19 protein-coding genes are annotated in these 20,917 nt (G+C 42.0%); 12 read left to right on the top strand and 7 right to left on the bottom strand.

Annotation, left to right across the window (positions count from 1 at the left end; all coding sequences use genetic code 11):
• Positions 1–1,094: 1,094 nt before the first annotated feature.
• Genes ABZD21_RS08785 through ABZD21_RS08775 form a run of 3 tightly spaced genes read right to left on the bottom strand, consistent with a single transcriptional unit; the run spans position 1,095 to position 2,048 of the window.
• Positions 1,095–1,301, bottom strand: a complete 207-nt coding sequence (locus ABZD21_RS08785; protein ID WP_372774468.1) for an RNA-binding S4 domain-containing protein — start codon at positions 1,299–1,301, stop codon at positions 1,095–1,097.
• A 9-nt stretch (positions 1,302–1,310) separates the two neighbouring features.
• Positions 1,311–1,664 carry an MmcQ/YjbR family DNA-binding protein gene (locus ABZD21_RS08780; RefSeq protein ID WP_372774466.1) on the bottom strand — a complete coding sequence of 118 codons (354 nt, stop codon included), beginning with the start codon at positions 1,662–1,664 and terminating at the stop codon, positions 1,311–1,313.
• Between the two features lie 21 nt (positions 1,665–1,685).
• The gene (locus tag ABZD21_RS08775) at positions 1,686–2,048 is read right to left on the bottom strand and encodes a YraN family protein (protein WP_372774464.1); all 363 of its coding nucleotides are present in this window, start codon (positions 2,046–2,048) and stop codon (positions 1,686–1,688) included.
• 124 nt (positions 2,049–2,172) lie between these two features.
• On the opposite strand from ABZD21_RS08775, the gene ABZD21_RS08770 reads away from it, so the two are divergent.
• From ABZD21_RS08770 to ABZD21_RS08755, 4 genes are all read left to right on the top strand, one after another.
• Positions 2,173–3,408, top strand: a complete 1,236-nt coding sequence (locus tag ABZD21_RS08770; protein ID WP_372774462.1) for a TolC family protein — start codon at positions 2,173–2,175, stop codon at positions 3,406–3,408.
• Positions 3,409–3,418: 10 nt separating this feature from the next.
• On the top strand, positions 3,419–4,615 hold the full coding sequence (locus ABZD21_RS08765; protein ID WP_372774460.1) for an efflux RND transporter periplasmic adaptor subunit: 1,197 nt from the start codon (positions 3,419–3,421) through the stop codon (positions 4,613–4,615).
• A 14-nt stretch (positions 4,616–4,629) separates the two neighbouring features.
• Positions 4,630–7,716 carry an efflux RND transporter permease subunit gene (locus ABZD21_RS08760; RefSeq protein WP_372774459.1) on the top strand — a complete coding sequence of 1,029 codons (3,087 nt, stop codon included), beginning with the start codon at positions 4,630–4,632 and terminating at the stop codon, positions 7,714–7,716.
• Positions 7,717–7,800: 84 nt separating this feature from the next.
• Positions 7,801–8,772: an NAD-dependent epimerase/dehydratase family protein gene (locus ABZD21_RS08755; RefSeq protein ID WP_372774457.1), complete on the top strand. Its 972-nt coding sequence runs from the start codon at positions 7,801–7,803 to the stop codon at positions 8,770–8,772.
• Between the two features lie 26 nt (positions 8,773–8,798).
• Here ABZD21_RS08755 and ABZD21_RS08750 read toward each other — a convergent pair whose 3' ends face one another.
• Complete coding sequence (locus ABZD21_RS08750; protein ID WP_372774455.1) at positions 8,799–9,701, bottom strand: LD-carboxypeptidase; 903 nt, start codon at positions 9,699–9,701, stop codon at positions 8,799–8,801.
• Positions 9,702–9,819: 118 nt separating this feature from the next.
• Between ABZD21_RS08750 and ABZD21_RS08745 the strand changes: the two genes are divergently transcribed.
• Positions 9,820–10,467 carry an NADPH-dependent F420 reductase gene (locus ABZD21_RS08745; protein ID WP_372774453.1) on the top strand — a complete coding sequence of 216 codons (648 nt, stop codon included), beginning with the start codon at positions 9,820–9,822 and terminating at the stop codon, positions 10,465–10,467.
• Positions 10,468–10,519: 52 nt separating this feature from the next.
• On the opposite strand, the gene ABZD21_RS08740 is transcribed toward ABZD21_RS08745, so the two are convergent.
• Positions 10,520–11,467, bottom strand: coding sequence for an SPOR domain-containing protein (locus tag ABZD21_RS08740; protein WP_372774451.1), 948 nt, complete (start codon positions 11,465–11,467; stop codon positions 10,520–10,522).
• Between the two features lie 177 nt (positions 11,468–11,644).
• On the opposite strand from ABZD21_RS08740, the gene galE reads away from it, so the two are divergent.
• Together galE and ABZD21_RS08730 are read left to right on the top strand one after the other, a co-directional pair.
• Positions 11,645–12,673, top strand: coding sequence for a UDP-glucose 4-epimerase GalE (gene galE, locus ABZD21_RS08735; RefSeq protein WP_372774450.1), 1,029 nt, complete (start codon positions 11,645–11,647; stop codon positions 12,671–12,673).
• Positions 12,674–12,881: 208 nt separating this feature from the next.
• Positions 12,882–13,793, top strand: coding sequence for an RluA family pseudouridine synthase (locus ABZD21_RS08730; protein WP_372774449.1), 912 nt, complete (start codon positions 12,882–12,884; stop codon positions 13,791–13,793).
• Here the strand turns inward: ABZD21_RS08730 and ABZD21_RS08725 are convergent.
• Positions 13,790–15,073 (bottom strand): ATP-binding protein, encoded by a 1,284-nt coding sequence (locus tag ABZD21_RS08725; protein ID WP_372774448.1) that lies wholly within the window; start codon positions 15,071–15,073, stop codon positions 13,790–13,792. The two genes, ABZD21_RS08730 and ABZD21_RS08725, sit on opposite strands and share 4 nt — an antisense overlap.
• 373 nt (positions 15,074–15,446) lie before the next feature.
• Here ABZD21_RS08725 and ABZD21_RS08720 point away from each other — a divergent pair, with 373 nt between their 5' ends.
• Complete coding sequence (locus ABZD21_RS08720; RefSeq protein WP_372774447.1) at positions 15,447–16,055, top strand: riboflavin synthase; 609 nt, start codon at positions 15,447–15,449, stop codon at positions 16,053–16,055.
• A gap of 60 nt (positions 16,056–16,115) precedes the next feature.
• Here the strand turns inward: ABZD21_RS08720 and ABZD21_RS08715 are convergent, their stop codons facing one another.
• Positions 16,116–17,216, bottom strand: a complete 1,101-nt coding sequence (locus ABZD21_RS08715) for a universal stress protein (RefSeq protein ID WP_372774445.1) — start codon at positions 17,214–17,216, stop codon at positions 16,116–16,118.
• A gap of 301 nt (positions 17,217–17,517) precedes the next feature.
• Between ABZD21_RS08715 and ABZD21_RS08710 the strand changes: the two genes are divergently transcribed.
• The 4 genes from ABZD21_RS08710 (at position 17,518) to ABZD21_RS08695 (ending at position 20,873) form a co-directional block, all read left to right on the top strand.
• Positions 17,518–18,246, top strand: coding sequence for an SDR family NAD(P)-dependent oxidoreductase (locus tag ABZD21_RS08710; RefSeq protein WP_372774444.1), 729 nt, complete (start codon positions 17,518–17,520; stop codon positions 18,244–18,246).
• Between the two features lie 89 nt (positions 18,247–18,335).
• Positions 18,336–18,689, top strand: coding sequence for a dihydroneopterin aldolase (locus ABZD21_RS08705; protein WP_372774442.1), 354 nt, complete (start codon positions 18,336–18,338; stop codon positions 18,687–18,689).
• Entirely contained in the window at positions 18,686–19,060 is a 375-nt protein-coding gene (gene folK, locus ABZD21_RS08700) for a 2-amino-4-hydroxy-6-hydroxymethyldihydropteridine diphosphokinase (RefSeq protein WP_372774440.1), read from the top strand. Before ABZD21_RS08705 ends, folK begins: the two co-directional genes overlap by 4 nt.
• A gap of 424 nt (positions 19,061–19,484) precedes the next feature.
• Positions 19,485–20,873, top strand: a complete 1,389-nt coding sequence (locus ABZD21_RS08695; protein WP_372774438.1) for a tryptophanase — start codon at positions 19,485–19,487, stop codon at positions 20,871–20,873.
• Positions 20,874–20,917 lie beyond the last annotated feature (44 nt).

Here is a 20,917-nt window from a genome sequence, read left to right as displayed (position 1 = left end):
TTAACTTTGTTATGCTTTTAGAATATACCACGTATAGTTAAACCAGTTTTATTTTTCTCTTTCATTCCACTCTTAAGCGCACAAGCATTCCAAGCCGACAGATTCCTGTCGGCTTCTTTTTTTTGAATAGATTGAGATTGTAGGATCAGAAACCATTCTGAATAGCTATAATCGGATCAATCGGCAATGCTGTATATTTTAATTCCAGTAAATGTGGAGGGAAAGGAACTCATCTTTCGCACTCTTCTGAAACATGCTTTGATTTTGGCGTTTAAGGATCCATCTGACGCATCGAGAACTTTCTGGCGATCTAAAAGTAGCGATGAACCGGAAATCCTTCTTTTTTTAGGCTGTTGTATTCAACGGTAATTATTTCAATCATCGATAAGGTATGTCTGTTTGCTGAAGATTAGGGTTTGAACACCCGAATCAGGTATTGGCATAATTAGTTGAAATTGGCTTGACTTGAATGGCTTCGGTAGCGTAACTTTGTTATGCTTTTAGAATATACCACGTATAGTTAAACCAGTTTTATTTTTCTCTTTCATTCCACTCTTAAGCGCACAAGCATTCCAAGCCGACAGATTCCTGTCGGCTTCTTTCTTTTTGAAAAGATTGAGATTGTAAGATCAGAAACCATTCTGGGTAGCTATAATCTGATCAATCGGCAATGCTGTTTGTTTTTAATTCCAGTTGATCTGACAAGGAGCAAGCAAACGTTTTTCGCCCCTCCAGAACATGGTTCGAATGCTTTGATTTTGGCGTTGATGGATTCAGCTGATGTGGTAAGAGCTTTCTTAAAGGTGCAGACGTTGCGATCAATCAAAAACTTCGTTTTTTTAGGTCAATGTATTCAACGATAATTGTTTCAATCATCGATAAGGTGCATCCATTTGCTGATACTAAGGGTTTGAACACTCGAATCAGGAATTGGCATAATTAGTCCAAATAAACTTGCTTTGAATAGCCTCGGTGGCTTAACTTTGTTATGCTTTTAGAATATACCACGTATAGTTAAACCAGTTTTATTTTTCTCTTTCATTCCACTCTTAAGCGCACAAGCATTCCAAGCCGACAGATTCCTGTCGGCTTGATTATTTTATAAGAATCTGCTGATCGTTGAATTCGAGCACATCACCAACGCGAATTTTAGCTCGTTTTCGGAATTCAGTTTCACCATTTAAGGTTACAAATCCGTCCTCGACAAATAGCTTTGCCTGGCCTCCTGATTCAACTAAATGAAGTAGCTTCAGTAGTTTTATCAATTCAATATATTCCGATGTCAATTTAAATTCGATCATGATGGATGATTAAAGTTTTCCTAATTCGTCTTTTTGTTTTTTTGTCAATTTAGCAACGATTAATTCGTAGGAATCATCGATCCAGTATTTGATTTGCTGGTCGCCTACCGTTCCGTCAATCCGAACAGTGTTCCAATGAATCTTACTCATATGATATCCAGGTAGAACACAGGGGAACTTCTCTCGCTGCTCGATTGCCTTTTCCGGGTCACATTTTAAATTGACACTTAGGTCTCCCTCAATATTTGTTAGCGCAAACATTTTCCCCATGACCTTAAAAACAAGAGTCGTTTCATCGAATGGAAAACCTTCAGAAGTTCCCTTTTTTGAGATACAATATTCGCGTAGTTCTTCAATGTTCATGGTGCAAAAATAAAGATTTATTCAGGCGGTCGGATAAAAGGCGTCTTTGTAATGTTCCAATTCGTAGGTATCTCCTTGAAAAATAATGGCGATCACGTCGAAACGGGTATCACAGTGGCTGTCCGATTTGAAAATATAGGCTTCTGCGGCTTCAATCAGGAATCGAATTTTTCGTTTGCCAACCGCTTCGCTTGGATGTTCCCAGTTTCGACTGCTTCGTGATTTTACTTCAACAATAACCAACTCATCTCCATCTTTCGCAATTATATCAATTTCATAATGGTGGAAATGCCAGTTTGTTGCCAGGATGGTGTATCCCAGTTTTTGTAAGTATTGGCGAGCAATATCTTCTCCTTTATCACCGACTTCTTTTTGTTTTGTCATATTGAACTATTTCGAAATTGAAAGTTAACTGATTTAAGGTATGAATCAAATGTTGTAAATTGAAATGAAAACTTTTCAATTGTTGTTTTGTTCTTTTATCGAACATTTGTTTCAAATAAGCATCATGACTAAGACTTTACTTCTATTTTTTTTCTGCATTCCTGTTTTCGCCATTGGACAGGAAAAATTGATAACGCTTCAGGCGTCTGTTGATTCCGCTTTTGCCAACAATGCGATGCTCAATCAATCGAAGGCTATTATGGAACAAAAGCGCGATGCCTGGCGCACACTTACCGGTATTGAAGCTCCCGAGATTAGTTACTTCGAAGAAGGAATGAGCAGTTCGGCGGTTAAGCCTTTTGAAGAAAGGCGATGGACTGTATCGCAAACGTTCGATTTTCCGTTAACTACAATCTATCGCATGAAGGCACTTCAGCACGAGACCCGAGCGATGGCCTATCAAATACAAGCCCGGCGAAATGACATTAGGGCGGAAGTAAAATCGCGCTATATCGACATTCTTTACGCTCTGCATCTTAAGGAACTTGGGAAGCAGCAAAAGGTTTTGGCTGATGAACTTTATAATGCAGTCTACACAAAGTTTGAAACCGGAATGGGTAACGGAATCGACCTCATAAAAGCTGAATTGCAATTGGCGGAGGCTGAGAATTTCCAGAGTGAAGCTGAACGGATGCTACACATCGGGAGGTACAGTTTATTTCGTGTGATGGGGCTTAAAATCCCGGAAATCGACTATAGCATTCAGTTTTCAGACACCCTGAAAAATGAGGATGTTGAGGTTAGTCAGATTACCGCGCTCTCGGTGTTGCACGAGCAACCTGAATATTTGGCCGCCATGGCAGAATTTGAGGCGGCTCAAAATAAAATCAGAGAAGCTAAGAGCAATATTTTGCCTGATATTCGATTTAATCTGTACAAACAAAATTATGGTAACGGCTACAAATACAATGGTTTTGAACTTGGGTTGAGTATTCCGATCTGGTTACCTTTTGAACAACGTGGAGAAATAAAAATGGCCGAGGCCCGACAAACCGAAGTTGAATGGCAACAAAAAGGAATTGAGCAAGAGATGAAAGAGCGAATAGAACAAGCCTGGCATGGTTACGTTACCAGTAAACAGGTCATTGATCGATACAACACAACTATAAGTGCGAAATCAGCTCGTTTGCAGCAGTTAAGCCTAGAAGCTTACCGATTGGGGGAAATTGATTTGATGAATCTGATTCTTTCGCAGCAAACCTATCTTAAAAATCAAAACGCTTACCTGGAAGCTCTACACGACTTCTATTTGCAATTGGTACAGCTTGAAAAATATCTCAACGTTGAATTAGTTTATTAATCCCGTTACCATGAAAAAATGCCTATACATCTATTTGGGAGCTTTCTTCTTATTGGCCGTAATGGTTGCTTGTTCTTCGGGGAAGGACCCAAAAGAGTCAGCAACCGAGATTCAGGAAACCCCGCCTTCGGTCTCTGGTAAGCAAGCCGGAAAACTGATCATTCATCTTTCGGAAAAAGAAATGAATGAATTGAATATCGAGACCCGGAAGGTATCGAGCGCAGTGAAAAATTACAGTATTTTGGCGTCAGCTGTCGTTTTTCCGGCAACAAACCATGTCAGTATTTTAAGTACTCCGATTGACGGACGTGTAAGTGCGATATTAGTTCGTGAAGGGCAGCTTGTTCGGAAGGGTCAGGAACTGTTCAAATTTGAAAGTTTGGTTTTTGGGAATTTGATTTCTGAATATCTGCAAGCTAAAGCCGACGAAAAATTTCAAACTAGCCGCATGGAGCGTATGAAGCAGCTAGTCGAGCAAACGATCAGCTCCAAATCGGAACTCGATCAGGCGCTGTCTGATTATCAACGAGCCCGGACGGCAAGCATTGCTTCTGTGGCAAAGTTAAAAGCCATTGGGATCCCGGATCATGAAATCGAGGCAATGAGTTCGGCAGAGCAGATTGATCCGAGTTTGAAGATTTATGCACCAATTTCCGGCAGTTTGGATCGGCTAAACGTTGAATTAGGTCAGTCGGTTAATGCCTATGAAACACTGGGAAGAATTATAGATCTGCAGAAAGTTCTGGTGAAAGGCTATTTGAGTCCTGAAGATTCCAGGTTTGTGCGAGCCGGTGACACAGTTCGGATTTCGCGCCGCGATGATGAGCAAAATAAATTGATGGCTATAGTCTCGTCAATCAATCCGGGTTTAGATGAACAGAACCGGTCTGTTGTGGTCAACATTGAGGTTGCTCCTAAAAACAACTGGCCAAAACCAGGTGAAAATGTTCGGATCGAGATCAGTACCAGCTCTGCTGTCGAAGTTTTTGCGATTCCGCTTAAAGCTATAACATACGATGGAAATGAGGCTGTCGTCTTTGTAAAAAACGACGATGCAGTCTATGAGAAGCGATTTATTGAAATTGCAGAGATTCACGATCAATATGCTATTGTGCGCAATGGGATGAACGAAAAAGAAGAAGTTGCCATTTCGCAAGTCTTCAGCCTAAAAGCACTTTCACGTTACGAGTTGATTTCAGAAGAATAAATCAAAATCATACCATGCTTAACCAAGTTATTCAATTCTCCGTTCGCCAAAAGTTTGTCGCTTTATCGCTGGTTCTTCTAATGGCAGCAGCCGGTGGGTATTCGCTTCTGCAAATTCCAATCAATTCGTTGCCCGATGTTACGCCGGTGCAGGTATTGGTAATCACGAAGGCTGGCCGCTATTCGCCCTATGATGTGGAGAAGTTGGTTAGTTATCCTATTGAGACAGCGATGAATGGTCTACCCGATGTAAAAGAGGTTCGTTCGATATCGCAGTTTGGTTTGTCAGCTGTAACGATCGAATTTCAGGAAAATACCGACATCTTTTTTGCTAGGCAAATGGTAAGCCAGCGGCTTCAATCCATTTCTGATGAACTGCCTGCCGATGTCTCTGCACCGCAGTTGGGGCCGATTTCAACTGCTCTTGGCGAAATTTACCAGTATCAGGTGAAGGGCGAAAATTATTCACTGACCGAGCTGCGTGAAATACAAGACTGGATGATTGCCCCGCAGTTGAAAGTGGTAAAAGGAGTCACTGAAATCAACTCTTTTGGTGGTTTTGTAAAACAATACGATGTGCTTATTCAGCCCGGAAAAATGCGCATGTATCGTATCAATATCCAGGATATTATTGATGCTATAGCAAAAAATAACTCTGTATCGGGGGGGAACTATCTCGTACACAATCGGGAGCAATACATTGTGCGCGGGTTTGGACAAATCAATAAAAAAGAGGACATTCTGAATATTGTTGTTGCGAAACGAGACAATACACCGGTGTTTATACAGGATGTGGCCGATGTTGAAATTGGGACACAAATTCGGCAAGGGGGAGTTACCCGAGATGGACAAGGCGAAGTTGTAACAGGAATTGTGATGATGCTGCGTGGAGGTAACGGACGCGAGGTGATTGCTGACATAGAATCGAAAATTGAATCGGTTAATAAAAATCTGCCTGAAGGTGTCCAAATTGAAAAGTTTTACGACCAATCGGATCTGATTAAACGAACTACGGGAACTATTCAGACAAACCTCATGGAAGGTGGTTTTTTAGTGATTGTGGTGTTGCTTTTATTATTGGGCGAAATTTCAGGAGCTCTTATCGTTGCGATGGTAATACCGCTGTCTATGTTGTTCGCTTTTATTGGTATGCGCGAGTTTGGCCTGGCGGCTAATCTTATGAGTTTGGGGGCCATCGACTTCGGGATGGTTGTTGATGGTTCAGTAGTAATGATTGAAAATATTGTACACCGCTTGCAGACACGAAATCCAGATGATAAGCAGGATGATATTATTGTTTCGGCGGCTAAACAAGTTGCCCGGCCAATTTTTTTTGGAGTGCTCATTATTCTTTTGGTATATGTACCCATTATGACCTTTAGCGGGATGGAAGGTATTTTATACCGACCAATGGCTATAACAGTTGCTGCTGCAGTATTCGGGTCTCTTTTGCTGGCGTTGGTTTTCATCCCAGCTATTTCATCTTTAATATTTCACCGTGGAGTGAAGGTGCGTCGTAATTATTTAATCGATTGGTTGAAGCCTCGATACCTGTGGTTGTTGGAATGGCACATGAAAAAGCGCCTGATTGTGCTGTTGTCGGCTTTGCTGTTATTTGTGTTTTCAGTTGGGGTTATGTTTCGACTCGGAAGTGAGTTTTTGCCCGAACTCGAGGAAGGTTCAATTTTGGTAGAACAGGTTCGCATGCCATCGGTTACACTGGAAGAATCGATCGAAAATGCTAATTGGCTGGCAGGTCAGCTTATGAAGAGCATTCCTGAAATCAAAACGGTAGTTCCTAAAACCGGACGGTCCGATTTAGCGAACGATTGGATGGGGGTGCACCAAACTGATATCTGGATTGTGTTGAAAGATCCGAAAGAATGGCGAAAAGGCATTGATAAAGAAGACCTCATTGCCAAAATCGAACCCTATCTTAAAACAGAACCGGGTTTGGCATACAACTTTACGCAGCCAATAGCTATGCGGGTCGATGAACTGACGAGTGGTGTAAAGTCAGATGTAGCTGTGAAAATTTACGGTGAAGATCTGGATGAACTGAATCGGATTGGTGAATCAATATCTCAAATAGCTGCCGGAATGACTGGAACGGATAATCATTTTGTAGAGCAGCCTATTGGGCAACCCTATTTGACAATCGAAATTGACCGTGAAGCAGTGGCTTCGTTCGGATTAAATGTCGACGAAGTGCAACAAGTAATTGAAGCAGGTATTGGTGGCCAGGTGGCCGGACAAGTCTACGAGGGGCAGCGTCGTTTCGATATTTTGGTTCGTTATCCAAAAGAGATTCGTGAACAGCTACAGCAAATTCAGGAGATACCGGTTTATTTGGCTAACGGACAGTTTATCCCACTAAAACGGGTGAGCAAAATTATAGCTCAAGAGGGGCCTCGTGAAATTCAACGCGAAAACGGATGGCGCCGGTTGATTGTTGGAGTCAATATTAAAAATATTGATATTGGCACCTATGTGGCTAATTTGCAGAAAGCCATCGATGATAAAGCTGATGTGCCGCCCGGCTATTTTCTTGAATTTGGAGGAACGTTCGAAAACCAACGTCGCGCCATGAACCATCTGCTATTGGTTGTTCCGCTTTCGCTTTTCATTATCCTAGGTTTGTTGTACCTCAATTTCGGCAGTATGCGTTTTGCAATGATAATATTACTCAATTTACCATTTGCGATGTCTGGCGGAGTGTTCCTTCTCTGGATGCGAGGCATGTACTTATCGGTTTCAGCGAGCATTGGCTTTGTGGCTTTGTTTGGTGTTGCCGTACTCAACGGGATTGTTTTACTCGATCACATCAACGAGCTTCGAAAACATAGTCCCGATCCACTGAAAAAGGTGGTAATTAATGGTTCTGCCGATCGGTTACGTCCGGTTTTGATGACGGCTTTGGTTGCAAGTTTGGGTTTCATTCCCATGGCTTTTAACTCAGGACCTGGTTCCGAGGTCCAACGACCTTTGGCGACTGTCGTTATTGGAGGTCTAATTACTTCAACTTTGCTTACGTTGTTGGTTTTGCCTACCATTTATATGTGGGTTGAAGGGAGGAAGAAAGCATCGGAAACGGAAATTTGAGTTGTATTTAATGCATATAACCGCTCAGCTCTAAGGTGAATAAAATTTCTAAATGTTAATCAACAGGATGAAAACATACATCGAATGAAAATGGGAAAAGCGTTTCAAGGAGGAGCTATAAAAAGGCATACGATTTTAGGTGCCGGAGGTGCGATTGGCGTTAGTTTGGCAAACGAACTACTGGCTCACAATCAAAAAGTTAAGTTAATGTCGCGCAGTGGTTTTAGCATGCCTGGTGCAACTTCGGTAAAGGGAGACCTGACTTCGCTTGGCGATACATTGAGAGCTGTAGAAGGCTCTGATGTCGTATACTTGTGCGCCGGCCTGCCCTATCGATATGAGATATGGAAAGAGCGGTGGCCAAGGATTATGAATCATGTAATTGAGGCTTGTTACAAAGAAGATAGCTTGCTGATTTTTTTTGACAATGTGTATATGTATGGTCGTGTTGAAGGGAAGATGACGGAGCAAACGCCATATAATCCATGCAGTAAAAAGGGTGAAATCCGGGCAACAATCGCTCGTCAGTTAGAGTCGGAAATGAGTAAAGTATCTATGCGGGCAATCATCGGCCGGGCTTCCGATTTGTATGGACCTTATTCTGTTCAATCGAGTTTGCTGTATTTGCTGATGATTAAGAATTTGAGAAAAGGTAAAAAAGCCCAATGGATGGGAAGTTTAACTCAGCCACATTCGTTCACCTATACCTTGGATTGCGCAAAAGCGCTTAGGCAATTAGCGGACGATCCCAGAGCATGTAATCAGGTTTGGCATTTGCCAACATTTAGCCCCGGCCCAACAGGAGAAGAATGGGTTCAGTTACTTTCTTCTCAAATAAACGTGGATCCAAGGACGATGCTGGTGCCCAAATGGGTTCTGAAAACAATGGGGTATTTTGATATAACGTTGACTGAAGTGTATGAACTGGTCTTTCAGCAGGAGATGGATTACCATTTCGATTCTACTAAATTCAATACTTTCTTCAATTTCGAGCCCACCTCGTATGAAAAAGGGATCCGCGAAACAATCGCCTACCTGGATCAAATAAAGCAATAATTTAAAACCGGACTGAACTTTTGTTTTTACACCGGTGAAAGACGAATCAAGCCATCCTGTTCATCGATGCAATAAGTGTGACCAAAAAGAAGTGGCATATTTTCGCCGATATGACCAGAGGGGCAGTTAAAATAAACCGGGTAATCGTATTCGCGTACTGCCTCAAGAATGATTTGTTCCACCGATTGCCCGAAAGGAGAATCATTGTCCTTCATTTCGGTGAAACTGCCAACCAACAATGCCTTTAAATCTTTCAGCAAGCCTGCAAATTTTAAGTTGTGCATCATTCTGTCCAAGTGGTACATATATTCCGAGAGATCTTCAATAAAGAGAATTCTACCGTTCACTACAGGTTGAAAGGGAGTACCCAGTAAGCTGTATAAAATCGATAGGTTTCCACCGCATAATTCACCAATGGCCTTGCTTTTTTGGGTGGAAAGATGGTTTGTAAACGTGTAGGTAGGTATTTTTCCTCGAAGCAGATGGACAAGTTGTTTATAACTTTCAGTTGGCTTTCCTTCGTTCAGATAAAAAGAAGGCATTGGGCCGTGGATGCTGCAAAACCCTTCCCGTTGAAACAACGCATGCAACACGGTAATGTCGCTGAAGCCAACCAACCATTTCGGGTTATTACGGAACTTCGAAAAATCAAGTTGGTCGGCAATTCGAATTGAGCCATAGCCACCGCGAGAACAAATAATTGCTTTGCATTTCGGATCATCCAGAGCTTTTTGTAGATCTTGTAACCGTTGCTGGTCGGTACCCGCAAACTGAAAATGACTCTCCAGAAAATGTTTTCCGCAACAGATTTCAAAACCTTCTTCTTCAAGTAATTTCACTGAAGGTAAAATGTTTTCCGCTTGAACTTTTCCGGCTGGTGAAACAATTCGGATTCGGTCTCCTGATTTCAGAAATGCTGGTTGTTGCATGGTTTTTAATTTGAAGATGAAGATACTAATCTTCAATTTATCCGGGATTAACTTAATATGAGAAAGTGCGTAAAAATTGTCGTAGGCATTATTGTCAAACAAAGTAAAATTAAACGTGATGAGAAATCGGATAGGTGTATTGGGGTCGGGAATTGTGGGACGAGTCTTAGCCAATGGTTTCCTCAAGTATGGTTACCAGGTGATGATTGGGACACGACAGGCGCAAAATCTGGAGGATTGGTTGAGTGGAGCAGGGGAGAATGCATCGGTTGGTAGTTTTGAAGAAGCTGCCCGTTTTGGCGATCTTTTGGTGTTGGCTGTAAAAGGTAGTGCGGCCGAGTTTGTTCTCGACTTAGCCGGAGCCGCGACTCTGCACGAAAAAACGGTGATTGATACCTGCAATCCGATTAGTAATGAGTCTCCTAAAAATGGTGTTCTTCAATATTTTACTTCACGAAACTCTTCGTTGATGGAGCATCTTCAGTCGAAATATGCTCGTATCAACTTTGTGAAAGCCTTCAATAGTGTTGGAAATTCACTCATGGTCGATCCGAATTTGAAAGGCGGAAGGCCAACGATGTGCATTTGTGGGAATAGCGAAAAAGCGAAAAATGATGTGAAAGTTATTTTAGGTCAATTTGGATGGGATTGTGTTGATATGGGTGGTGTTGAGGCCGCTGGTCCAATTGAAATGCTAGCTGCTCTATGGTGCATTCCCGGATTTTTGCGCCATGATTGGGAGTATGCCTTTAAGCTGATAAAATGAAAGAAAAAAAAGCCCCGAATCGAGGCTTTTTTTGGCTATAATGATGTTAAGATCAAATTTTCTTGTAAATCCATGCCCCGGATCCGAAGGATTGTGAGGCGTAATTTTTACGAGCTTCCAATGCTTCTTCAATTTGGCTGAACCCACCCAGTGAAATGTAGTGTAATCCTTTAATAACGCCAAGGTTTGTTCCCTGAAATCCCTTCTTATCGAGTTGGTTGATAAATGTTTGGGCATTTTCCTCATCCCTGAAACTTCCCACGATCAGGAAATAACGGGCAGGTGTGGCTGCTTCGATTTCTTCGGTCTGAGTCTCAGCGATGTCTTGCGTTTTAGCTTCCGAAAAATACACTTCAGCAACTTCTGTTGTAGTTGCAACAGACGGACTGGCAGATGGCATCATCATTTCGCGAATGCTGCTCAGATCTGATTTTAGGATGTGTGTTGTATTGTTTTTCAGAGGGATGACAGCTAAGGCAAAAAGGAGCGGAATGGCCACCAATACTTTTTTCAAACTGCGTTTCTGGAAGATTACTTCCACTGCCTGGCGTTCCTGTTGAGATATGGCTTTGCGGGCGACCTGACGAGAAAACAAACTCTCGTAAGTGAAAGTACCTAGTCCGAATGCGTCGAGGTTTAAATTTCCTTCAACTTTTGGAGTGAAGGACAGGTGTTGCTGCTCATCGTATTTTAGCGTTCCAAGACCGTTAAGGATAATCTCTTCACCATCAGTTAAGCGGTAAGTCAATTCCTGAACCATCAGGTTAACTTTTTTACGTGCCGCTATGTAGTTCAATCCTTCTATCGATGCGACATGGTTGATCAATAGCCCGTCGTTGAAATTTAGCTTTTTGTTAAAACTAACTGATTTCTCCGGGGGCGTGAATTGAGCTGCATGCAATCCGGCTTGCTTGTAATTGGTTACAAAGCCACCAAAACCCGGAATGATCACACAGTCATTCAGTAAAAGTAATTCTTTGATGTAGGCTAATAATTCCACAGACTCTCGTGTTTGGATTCAAAAATAAGGAAAAATTAATGCGCAGCCAACAGAAAGTTTTCAACAGATTGAATGACTTGTTAGTCTTTTATGTCAAGTATGCCCTGCCAGCCCGCGATAACTAGTTAGAATTCGACCAATTATTTGTTACTTTGGTCTAAAATTAAAATCAAATTTATGGCATCTAAAATACTGGTAACCGGTGGAACCGGTTATATTGGTTCGCACACCGTTGTTGAACTGCAACAGTCAGGCTATTCGGTAGTAATCGTTGATGATTTGTCGAATTCGAGTATCGAAGTATTGGCGAATATTGAGAAAATTACGGGTGTAAAGCCTGAGTTTGAACAGTTGAATCTGGCTGATACAGCAAAAACTGATGAATTTTTCAGCAAGCATACCGACATAGAAGCGATTATTCACTTTGCGGCTTCAAAAGCGGTTGGCGAATCTGTTCAAATTCCGTTGCATTATTACCGGAATAACCTGGTGTCACTGATGAATATTCTGGATTGTCAGTTGAAATACAATATTTCGAATATCGTTTTTTCATCGTCATGTACTGTTTACGGGCAACCCGATGTATTGCCTGTTACTGAAAAAACTCCTCGTCAGGATGCGGAGTCACCCTACGGAAATACAAAGCGTGTAAACGAAGATATCCTGAGTGACAGCATTCGCGCCTATCCGCAAATCAAGGGAATCGCGTTGCGATATTTCAACCCGATCGGAGCGCATCCATCTGCTTTAATTGGTGAATTGCCTTTGGGGGTTCCACAAAACCTCGTTCCATTTATCACCCAGGCAGCCGCAGGTTTGCGTGGTGAACTAAAGGTATTTGGTGATGATTATGACACTCCCGACGGATCAGCTATTCGTGATTATATTAATGTAGTTGACCTGGCCAAAGCGCATGTGGTGGCGATTGAACGCTTGTTGACCAATAAAAACAAAGCCGGGTACGAAATTTTCAACCTGGGAACCGGGAATGGTTATTCAGTGCTCGAAATTGTAAAAGGTTTTGAAAAAGTTACCGGAGTGAAATTGAATTACAAGATTGTTGACCGAAGAGCGGGCGACATAGTTAAAATATGGGCCGACACGAGCTATGCGAATGAGGAATTGGGCTGGAAAGCCGAGACTGGTTTAGAGGAAACACTTCTGTCGGCTTGGAATTGGGAAAAACGAGTTCGCGGAATTGAATAGGCTAATAGCCATGTAGCCAGGCCGATATGGTCTTGTGATAAGTTATTTTAAACGAGCTTTGCAGTCGCAGAGCTCGTTTTTTGTTTAAAAAAGGGCATGTTTTCACGTGAAACAATTGGTTATTTTAGGTCTAAAAAGAATGAAGAATACCTTTATCTTTGTCCCGGTTGGTTGAATGGGTCAATCTGGCCAAAAATTGAAAATGATAATGAAACAACAGAAAGAGGGTGATAAGTCATCTCGTACCGAGAAACCAAGAAATATTCAGTTCAAAGTGAAACAAGATCAGGAGTTGATGAAGTTTTTAATTGAACAATTACCCCATAAGAACCGCGACAACATTAAAACCATGCTAAAGAAAAAGCAAGTTTTAGTGAATGGAACAGCAATAAGTCAATTCAACCATTTATTGAAACCAGGGAATACGGTAGAGCTTAGCCGTAAACCAGGTCCGGCAACCAGCCAGCTGCGCGGCGTTGTCGTTGTGTATGAAGACAAGGATTTGATTGTGGTGAATAAAAACGCAGGTTTGTTGACAATTGCCACCGACAAGGAGAAGCGGGATACTGTTTACAGCATGCTCAGTAACTATGTGAAAGAGCAGCATAAAACAAATAAAATATTCATTGTACACCGTTTAGACCGGGAAACCAGTGGTCTGATGATGTTTGCGAAAAGCAAAGAAATGCAGGGACTGCTGCAGGAGTCGTGGAAACAAACCATTGCCGAGCGTAGTTATTTGGCTGTAATTGATGGCCAACTCGATCCGCAACAAGGAACTCATACATCTTATTTGTTCGAAAGTAAAGCGTTCATTGTTTATTCAACTCAAGACCCGGAGCGCGGGCAGCAAGCAATCACACATTATTCAACCTTGAAGAGCAACGAAAGCTATTCGTTGTTGAAAGTTAATTTGGAGACAGGTCGTAAAAACCAAATTCGGGTTCACCTGAAGGACTTGGAACATCCGATTGTTGGAGATAAAAAGTACGGATCAACATCAAATCCACTCGGACGACTTGGGCTGCATGCATGGGTATTGGCATTCCGTCATCCCATAACCGGAAAGATGTTCCGTTTCGAAACGTCAATTCCCGGTAGTTTCTTGAAACTCTTTTAGTTTTGGCTAATCGGTAATTCGATGTGGAAAGTCGTTCCTTTTCCCGGGGTAGAATCAACGCGAATGCTTCCATTGTGTTTTTCCGCAAACTCCTTACAAATGATTAATCCCAGCCCGGTTCCAATTTCATTATTGGTGCCGGGAATCGTTTTGGGTCGACTACAACTTTTAAACAGATTCTCGATGGTATCGGAGGTCATCCCCATTCCCTGATCAACGATTGAGATCACATGCTTGTTTTCTTGCATCTCTTCTTCTATCTTGATTTGTCCATCGGGGTAAGAGTACTTAATAGCATTTGCCAGAAGATTTCGAAGTATGGTTCTGAGCATTGCTTCATCGGCCCAAACCATCGAGTTGGCATCGATATTACAAATTAGATCGATTTTTTTTGAATTTGCCTGATCGCCAATTTGGCTAAAGACAGCAGCGACAATTGATTTGAGCGATAATTGAATCGGGGAAAAACGGACTCGGTCAGTTTGAATTAGTGCCCAATTAAGTAAGTTTTCTAACAACGTGTTTGCTTGTGTTGCCGCTCCTTGTATGTATTGCAGATAATTGCGCGTGTCATCGCTTGAGAGACTGCTGTCAACTAGTAGTAGATCGCTGAAGCCCTTTATGGTGGCCAGTGATCCTTTAAGATCGTGACCGATAATCGAAAAAAGCTTATTTTTTGTTGCAATTACTTCTTTTAAGGCAGCTTCCGATTTTTTTTGCTTTGTATTGTCGCGCACATACGCAATCAATCTTTTTTTTCCGTTCAGTTCGACAAATTTCGTATTGATCTCGGTTGGAAAGAGGCTGCCATCTTTCTTTCTGTTTTCCCGTTCCAGATAAAAATCGCCAGTTGCCATTTCGTCCGGGATGGTCTCAGGAATCTGTTGGGAAAATTCGGGAGGTACTAGATCGCGAATGTTGAGTCGTAACATTTCTTCCCGGGAGTAACCAAACATTTCATGTCCGGCTGTATTGCAATCGAGTATATCACCTTGTTCATTCTCAAGATAAATACCATCCAGCGACAGGTCAATTAGCGTACGCAATTTTAATTCATTGGCTTTAAGTTCCTTGTTTTGCCGACTGGTTTTCATAAGCAGGAAAGCAATCGCAAGACCGGCCAAGCCACCCAATAAAGCCGGAAACACGATCGAGTTATGACCAATTGATTTGATGGGCTCCAGATTCCAATAGGAAATTGAAATTAGGAATATACCAATTACCCCGACTAAGAACCCGGCTGACAAAATTATTGCTGATTTAATCGTCGTACTTGTCATGTCGTTGTAGATAAGCTAACTAACATTAGCTGAAGTTAGTTATTCTTATCGGATATCGTATGGAGAATGCTTAATAATACAAAATTCAAAAAAAATGGAAGATTCCAGCCGCAGGGCTGTTCTGTCAAATTTTAGCCGACTTATAGAGTTCAATAGATTAAAACCCTAATGGAAAGCATTTTTCCCGATGGTGATGGAGTATCGTTTCACAAGTTTGTGGTTCGTATGTTTTTAGTACGAAAGCCATTATTAAACGTTGGGTCCTGAATTCCATCAGATTGGGACGCATTTGAGTTTTGGTTTAAAAGAAGGCTTATATTTTTTCGATTGACAGCTTTTCGGTAAATTCGCCCAAATTAAAAAAGCAATTAACATGTTTTCAGGAATAGTTGAAGCTTATGGCGTTGTAAAAGCCATTGAACGGGAAAAGGAAAACTACCATTTTACCCTGACCTGTCCTTTCGTTAACGAGTTAAAAATTGACCAGAGTTTGTCGCATAATGGCGTTTGTTTGACCGTTGTAAAACTGGATCAAGAGGCGAAAACCTATACTGTAACGGCCATTAAGGAAACAATTTTGAAAACCAATTTGGGATATCTCGAGGTTGGGTCAAAGGTGAACCTGGAACGAAGCATGATGATGAACGGCCGGTTAGACGGACACATTGTTCAGGGGCATGTTGACCAAACTGCGGTTTGCAAAAAAGTTGAAGAGGCTGATGGTAGCTGGTATTTCACGTTTGAGTACGAGTTTGATAAATCGATGGCGCAACAAGGATATATGACTGTTGAAAAGGGTTCGGTGACCGTAAATGGCGTGAGTCTGACTGTTGTGAATTCAAAAGACAATTCATTTCAGGTGGCCATCATTCCATACACTTATCAGGAAACGAACTTTCATACTTTTAAGGAGGGTACCGTAATTAATCTCGAATTTGATATTATTGGGAAGTATCTGGCAAAGCTGGCGACATTCAAATAGTCGAATCAGAAGACGATCATAAAACAATAGATCCGGTCAAGTTGACCGGATCTATTGTTTTTATGAGTGGAAAACCAACAATGGAGTTTTAACATGAAACACCATTTTTCGTGCAATACTCGGATTAAAAATCCTAGTAATCATATTTCGCTTGTGGGTGGTTAGCGATAGAATGTCGATTTTGTTGCTCTCTATGAAGCTCTCCAAATCATTTAAAATATCTGTCCCGGGCTGAATGATGCAATCAATCGGTGTGTCGGGATATTTGTTTTTCAACAAATTCTGCATGCTTTCCAGTTTAGCTTCGTCCCAATCACGGGCTGCGTCGGGCCCAATGTGCAAACAACTGAGTTTAGCGTTAAACGGTTTAAGCAGCCCGAGAAGCTTGTCGATTGAAACGATATCCTTCTGATCGAAGTTGGTTGCATATACCACATGCTTCATTGAAGCGAGATTTAGTAAAGGAGCCTTCTCAGGAATGACTAACACGGGGACATTCGATTTGTAAATTACACCGGCTGTTGTACTGCCCATAATATCCATATCATCCCCTTTCGGACCTTTAATTCCCATCACAATAAGTCGTGGCGGATGTTTTTCGGTAAAATACAGAATATCGTCTTCCGGGTAACCTAGCTTTATCATGTGCTCAGAATCAACTTTATTCCAGCTAGTTGGGCCGATGTATTCGGTTAGTTTTTTTAGAAATTTGCCAAATTCCTCATTCGCAAATTCTTCCCGTTCTTTCAGATGGTCGTACAATCCGGTGTTAAAAGCCATAACATCAGAATAAGGCATACTGAAAAAGTCAGGCTGCTGAATGACATGATAGAAAATGAGTTTTGAATTCAGTTTCTGTGCAATCTCAAAAGCCATTAATGCGGCTTTAAACGAATATCCCGAAAAATCGACCGGAATTAGAACGGTGTTCTCTGCCGCGATTTTCTCGGAATTATCTTTTCCGAGTAGTTCATCGAGAATTGGCCAGGCTTGCTTAACGTCTTTTTCGTAAATTCTTACTTTTACTCCCGAAGCAACAGCTCCTTGTATGAGGTTTATGTTTTCAAGTTGGCATTCTATCCCTTCTGACTCCAATAGTGAACGTAAGATTTCAGCTTTGGAATAGGGGAGAAGGGCAATTGTAATTAGCTTTTCTTCCATAGCTCAAAGGATTAAATGAATAACACTGATATTTATATATACCGAATTTACTTAGCCTTTGGTTTCAATAGTAAAGCTGTTTCATAGCTTAAATGTATTTTAAGTTATGAAACCGCCGCATTTAAATTTAGGTGAATTACTTCGGTTTAAGTATATACTTATTTGTTGAAAATGGTTATCTTTTTTTCTGATTGTTAATTAGAATGAATAATCATCGGGTTTTGAGTACCTACCCGAAGCAGAATTCACTAGGTTCTGCTAAATTCGTTCCGGAATACGAAAATCCACAGAATTTCAGAAAATGAGTCAAACAGCATTAATTACAGGATCGGCTAAACGTGTAGGTCGTGAAGTTGCGCTTCACTTAGCCTCGAAGGGATGGGATATTGCTTTGCATTACAATTCGTCTGAAAAAGCAGCAAATAAATTGATCACCGAACTTCAGAAGAAATACCCGGAACAAAAATTTGTTCTTTTTCAGTCGAATATGCAAAATCCGTTCGCGGTTGAAAGCTTGATACCGGAGGTACTAAAGGTATTCGGTCAGTTGGATTTGTTGGTCAATAATGCTTCCGTTTTTGAAGGAGCATCGATTTTTGAAACCCACTTTGACTTTCTTGATCGGGTGATGATGATTAATTACCGAGCACCATTCATGCTCATTCGTGATCTGGCAAGGCATGTTGGTAAGGGGGTGGTTGTAAACTTTGTCGATACCCGAATAACCAGTAGTAAGTCGGATTATGCAGCCTACAGCTTATCGAAGAAAGCGTTATGGGAGCTTAGCAAGATGGCAGCATTGGAGTTTGCGCCGTATATCAGAGTCAATGCGATTGCTCCCGGAGCAACCTTGCCGCCCGAAGATAAAGATGAATCCTATTTGTGGTTGATCGCCAAGAAAACACCTATGCAGAAACCAAGCGGCATAGACCCGATCCTAAAAAGTCTGGATTATATTTTGGAAAATGATCACCTGACCGGGCAGCTTTTATTTTGCGATGGGGGAGAAAACCTGGGGCAAACATTCTAATTGGGGAAACAATTTGTACGGGCTCATGTTATGGATGAAAAGCTCAACAGAAGGCTGATATTAAAAAGGAAAAGATCCAAACGAGAACTATGGCAAAAATTAGAGTAAAAAATTTGCTGCTCAGGACCTACATCGGATTTAACCCGGATGAGTTAGTCAACAAGCAGGATGTAATCATTAATCTGGAAATTGAGGTTGAGGTGTCCGAGGAGGCATTGCAAGAAGATGAACCTGATGGTATTTACGATTATAAGGTGATTACTAAAAAGGTGATCGCGTTCGTTCAGGATGGTCATTTTAAATTGTTGGAAGTTCTAACGTCCAGTTTGTTGTCGATGATTTTAGAGGACGATCGGGTAAGCTACGCAAAAGTTGAAGTTGACAAACCCCACGCCTTGCGGTTTGCCGAATCGGTTTCATTTGAAATGGAGGCGCGGCGTTGAATCAGGTCTACGTTTCTATTGGTTCGAATATTCATCCACAGGAAAATATCCGGCAGTTGCTTGAAATACTGACACAGGATTTTGGGGAAATTCGAGTGTCGGAATTTGTGAAGACCAAACCAATTGGTATTGAAGATCAAGCGGATTTTGTGAATGGTGCTGTGGTATTCGAAACAGAGCTCGATCAGGTTCAACTACAGAAATATCTAAAATCGGTTGAGAACAAGTTGGGGCGCGATCGGTCACTGCCAAAGTTTGGCCCGCGAACGATGGATCTGGATCTGGTTGTCTGGAACGGAATAGTCGTCGACGACGATTTTTATACACGGGATTTTCTTCGAAAATCGATCGAAAGCATTGGCTTCAAGTGAGCTTTTTAACCGAGAGAAAGCCTTTCGGTGCATTAACAAACTTTTTTCTGCGAAATTTATTTGTCCCTCTTCTTTTTGGCGCTGCTGCGTGCCATCCGGCAGGCGTTCTGCCGTCCGGCCAAAAAACGTTTTTACTGGTTCCTGAGTCCTGATAATTAGACTGAAGTCTGACATATCACATTTCATTTGTTCGGGAATAGCCTTAATTTTCATTCAAATTTGTTTGTTATGAACCTCGAAACAAGAATTGACCTTGTAATTCACCCGTTTCTAAATATCAAACGTCGCGATTCCTTTTCAATCTAATCGGCCTGTCTTTTTGTGGCTCATTTTGAAGGTGACTACATGTGCGCCTGCTACAAAGCATTGGCAAGGTTAAGCTTTTTAGTTTAAATTGATTAGAACCTACTTAAAACGATTGGAAATGGAAATTCCTTTTGCAGAAAATTACCGAATAAAAATGGTCGAACCGATTTATCGGAGTACTCGTGTTGAACGTGAAAAATGGATCCGCGAGGCAGATTACAACTTGTTTAATCTACGCAGCGAGCAGGTGTACATTGATTTGTTGACTGACAGTGGCACCGGTGCGATGAGCGATCGTCAGTGGGCTGCAATAATGACCGGTGATGAAAGCTATGCTGGTTCGGCCTCATTTTACAAGCTCAGAGACCGTGTCCGGCAGTTGTTTGGGTTTGACTATTTTCTTCCTGTTCATCAAGGGCGAGCTGCTGAGAATGTGTTGTTTTCGGTGCTGGTTAAAGAGGGGCATATTGTTCCGGGGAATGCGCATTTCGATACCACAAAAGGGCATATCGAGTTTCGGAAGGCGATGGCTGTCGACTGCACAATTGCTGAAGCTTTTGATATTTCGGTCGACCATCCGTTTAAAGGAAATATTGACTTGGGAAAACTGCGGATGATTTTGGAGAGTCATCCTAAAGAACAGATTCCGATGATTGTTGTTACACTAACCTGCAATAGCACCGGAGGTCAACCGGTATCGATGGAAAATTTGCGTGAAGTGAAAAAGCTGGCTGATTCTTACGGTATTCCGGTTGTGTTTGATTCGGCCCGGTTCGCCGAAAATGCCTGGTTTATTCAGCAGCGCGAGGAAGGGTATGCGGAGACGACCATTAAGGAAATTGTCCGGGAGATGTACACCTATGCTGATGCGATGACGATGAGCAGCAAAAAAGATGGGATTGTCAATATTGGCGGATTGCTTGCTATGCGACGAAAAGATTGGTTCGAACAGGCGACTGTTTTCAATATCATGTACGAAGGTTTTATAACCTATGGCGGAATGGCAGGACGCGACATGAACGCTTTGGCTGTGGGCTTAGACGAGGCTACTGAAGCCAATTATCTGGAGACTCGGATAAAGCAGGTGGAATATCTTGGATCTCAATTAATTGATGCCGGGATTCCTATTCAGCAGCCCATTGGTGGCCATGCCGTGTTTGTTGATGCCCGACGCTTTTTGCCCTTTGTTCCAGTTGAGGAATATGTTGCACAAACGCTGGCTGTTGAACTGTATCTCGAAGCCGGAGTTCGGGGTGTTGAGGTTGGCACGTTGCTCGCCGATCGGGACCCGAAGACCCATGAAAACCGCTATCCTGAAAACGAGTTCCTACGATTGTCGGTACCACGCCGGACCTATACAAATAACCACATGGATGTCGTGGTTGCTGCGCTCATCAATATCTTCGAACGAAAAAACTTAATTCGGCGGGGCTTCCGGATTGAGAGGGAGACTTCAATTATGCGGCATTTCACCGTCAGGTTGAAACGATTGGGCGAACCACTATAAAAAGAAATCCCGGCCATTTTAGGTCGGGATTTCTTTTTATAATT

The organism is Mangrovibacterium sp. (assembly GCF_041596335.1).
GTDB lineage: Bacteria > Bacteroidota > Bacteroidia > Bacteroidales > Prolixibacteraceae > Mangrovibacterium.
Note: the sequence above shows the minus strand (reverse complement) of the source record. Positions and strands in the feature narration are given on the sequence as shown.

Bases quoted from the DNA above. Each gene is read 5' to 3' on its own strand.
- ABZD21_RS08745 (WP_372774453.1), top strand. From the start codon at position 9,820: ATGAGAAATCGGATAGGTGTATTGGGGTCGGGAATTGTGGGACGAGTC.
- galE (WP_372774450.1), top strand. From the start codon at position 11,645: ATGGCATCTAAAATACTGGTAACCGGTGGAACCGGTTATATTGGTTCG.
- ABZD21_RS08715 (WP_372774445.1), bottom strand. From the start codon at position 17,216: ATGGAAGAAAAGCTAATTACAATTGCCCTTCTCCCCTATTCCAAAGCT.
- ABZD21_RS08780 (WP_372774466.1), bottom strand. From the start codon at position 1,664: ATGAACATTGAAGAACTACGCGAATATTGTATCTCAAAAAAGGGAACT.
- ABZD21_RS08695 (WP_372774438.1), top strand. From the start codon at position 19,485: ATGGAAATTCCTTTTGCAGAAAATTACCGAATAAAAATGGTCGAACCG.
- ABZD21_RS08760 (WP_372774459.1), top strand. From the start codon at position 4,630: ATGCTTAACCAAGTTATTCAATTCTCCGTTCGCCAAAAGTTTGTCGCT.
- ABZD21_RS08785 (WP_372774468.1), bottom strand. From the start codon at position 1,301: ATGATCGAATTTAAATTGACATCGGAATATATTGAATTGATAAAACTA.
- ABZD21_RS08775 (WP_372774464.1), bottom strand. From the start codon at position 2,048: ATGACAAAACAAAAAGAAGTCGGTGATAAAGGAGAAGATATTGCTCGC.
- ABZD21_RS08755 (WP_372774457.1), top strand. From the start codon at position 7,801: ATGAAAATGGGAAAAGCGTTTCAAGGAGGAGCTATAAAAAGGCATACG.
- ABZD21_RS08770 (WP_372774462.1), top strand. From the start codon at position 2,173: ATGACTAAGACTTTACTTCTATTTTTTTTCTGCATTCCTGTTTTCGCC.
- ABZD21_RS08705 (WP_372774442.1), top strand. From the start codon at position 18,336: ATGGCAAAAATTAGAGTAAAAAATTTGCTGCTCAGGACCTACATCGGA.
- ABZD21_RS08765 (WP_372774460.1), top strand. From the start codon at position 3,419: ATGAAAAAATGCCTATACATCTATTTGGGAGCTTTCTTCTTATTGGCC.
- ABZD21_RS08720 (WP_372774447.1), top strand. From the start codon at position 15,447: ATGTTTTCAGGAATAGTTGAAGCTTATGGCGTTGTAAAAGCCATTGAA.
- ABZD21_RS08730 (WP_372774449.1), top strand. From the start codon at position 12,882: ATGAAACAACAGAAAGAGGGTGATAAGTCATCTCGTACCGAGAAACCA.
- ABZD21_RS08710 (WP_372774444.1), top strand. From the start codon at position 17,518: ATGAGTCAAACAGCATTAATTACAGGATCGGCTAAACGTGTAGGTCGT.
- ABZD21_RS08750 (WP_372774455.1), bottom strand. From the start codon at position 9,701: ATGCAACAACCAGCATTTCTGAAATCAGGAGACCGAATCCGAATTGTT.
- ABZD21_RS08725 (WP_372774448.1), bottom strand. From the start codon at position 15,073: ATGACAAGTACGACGATTAAATCAGCAATAATTTTGTCAGCCGGGTTC.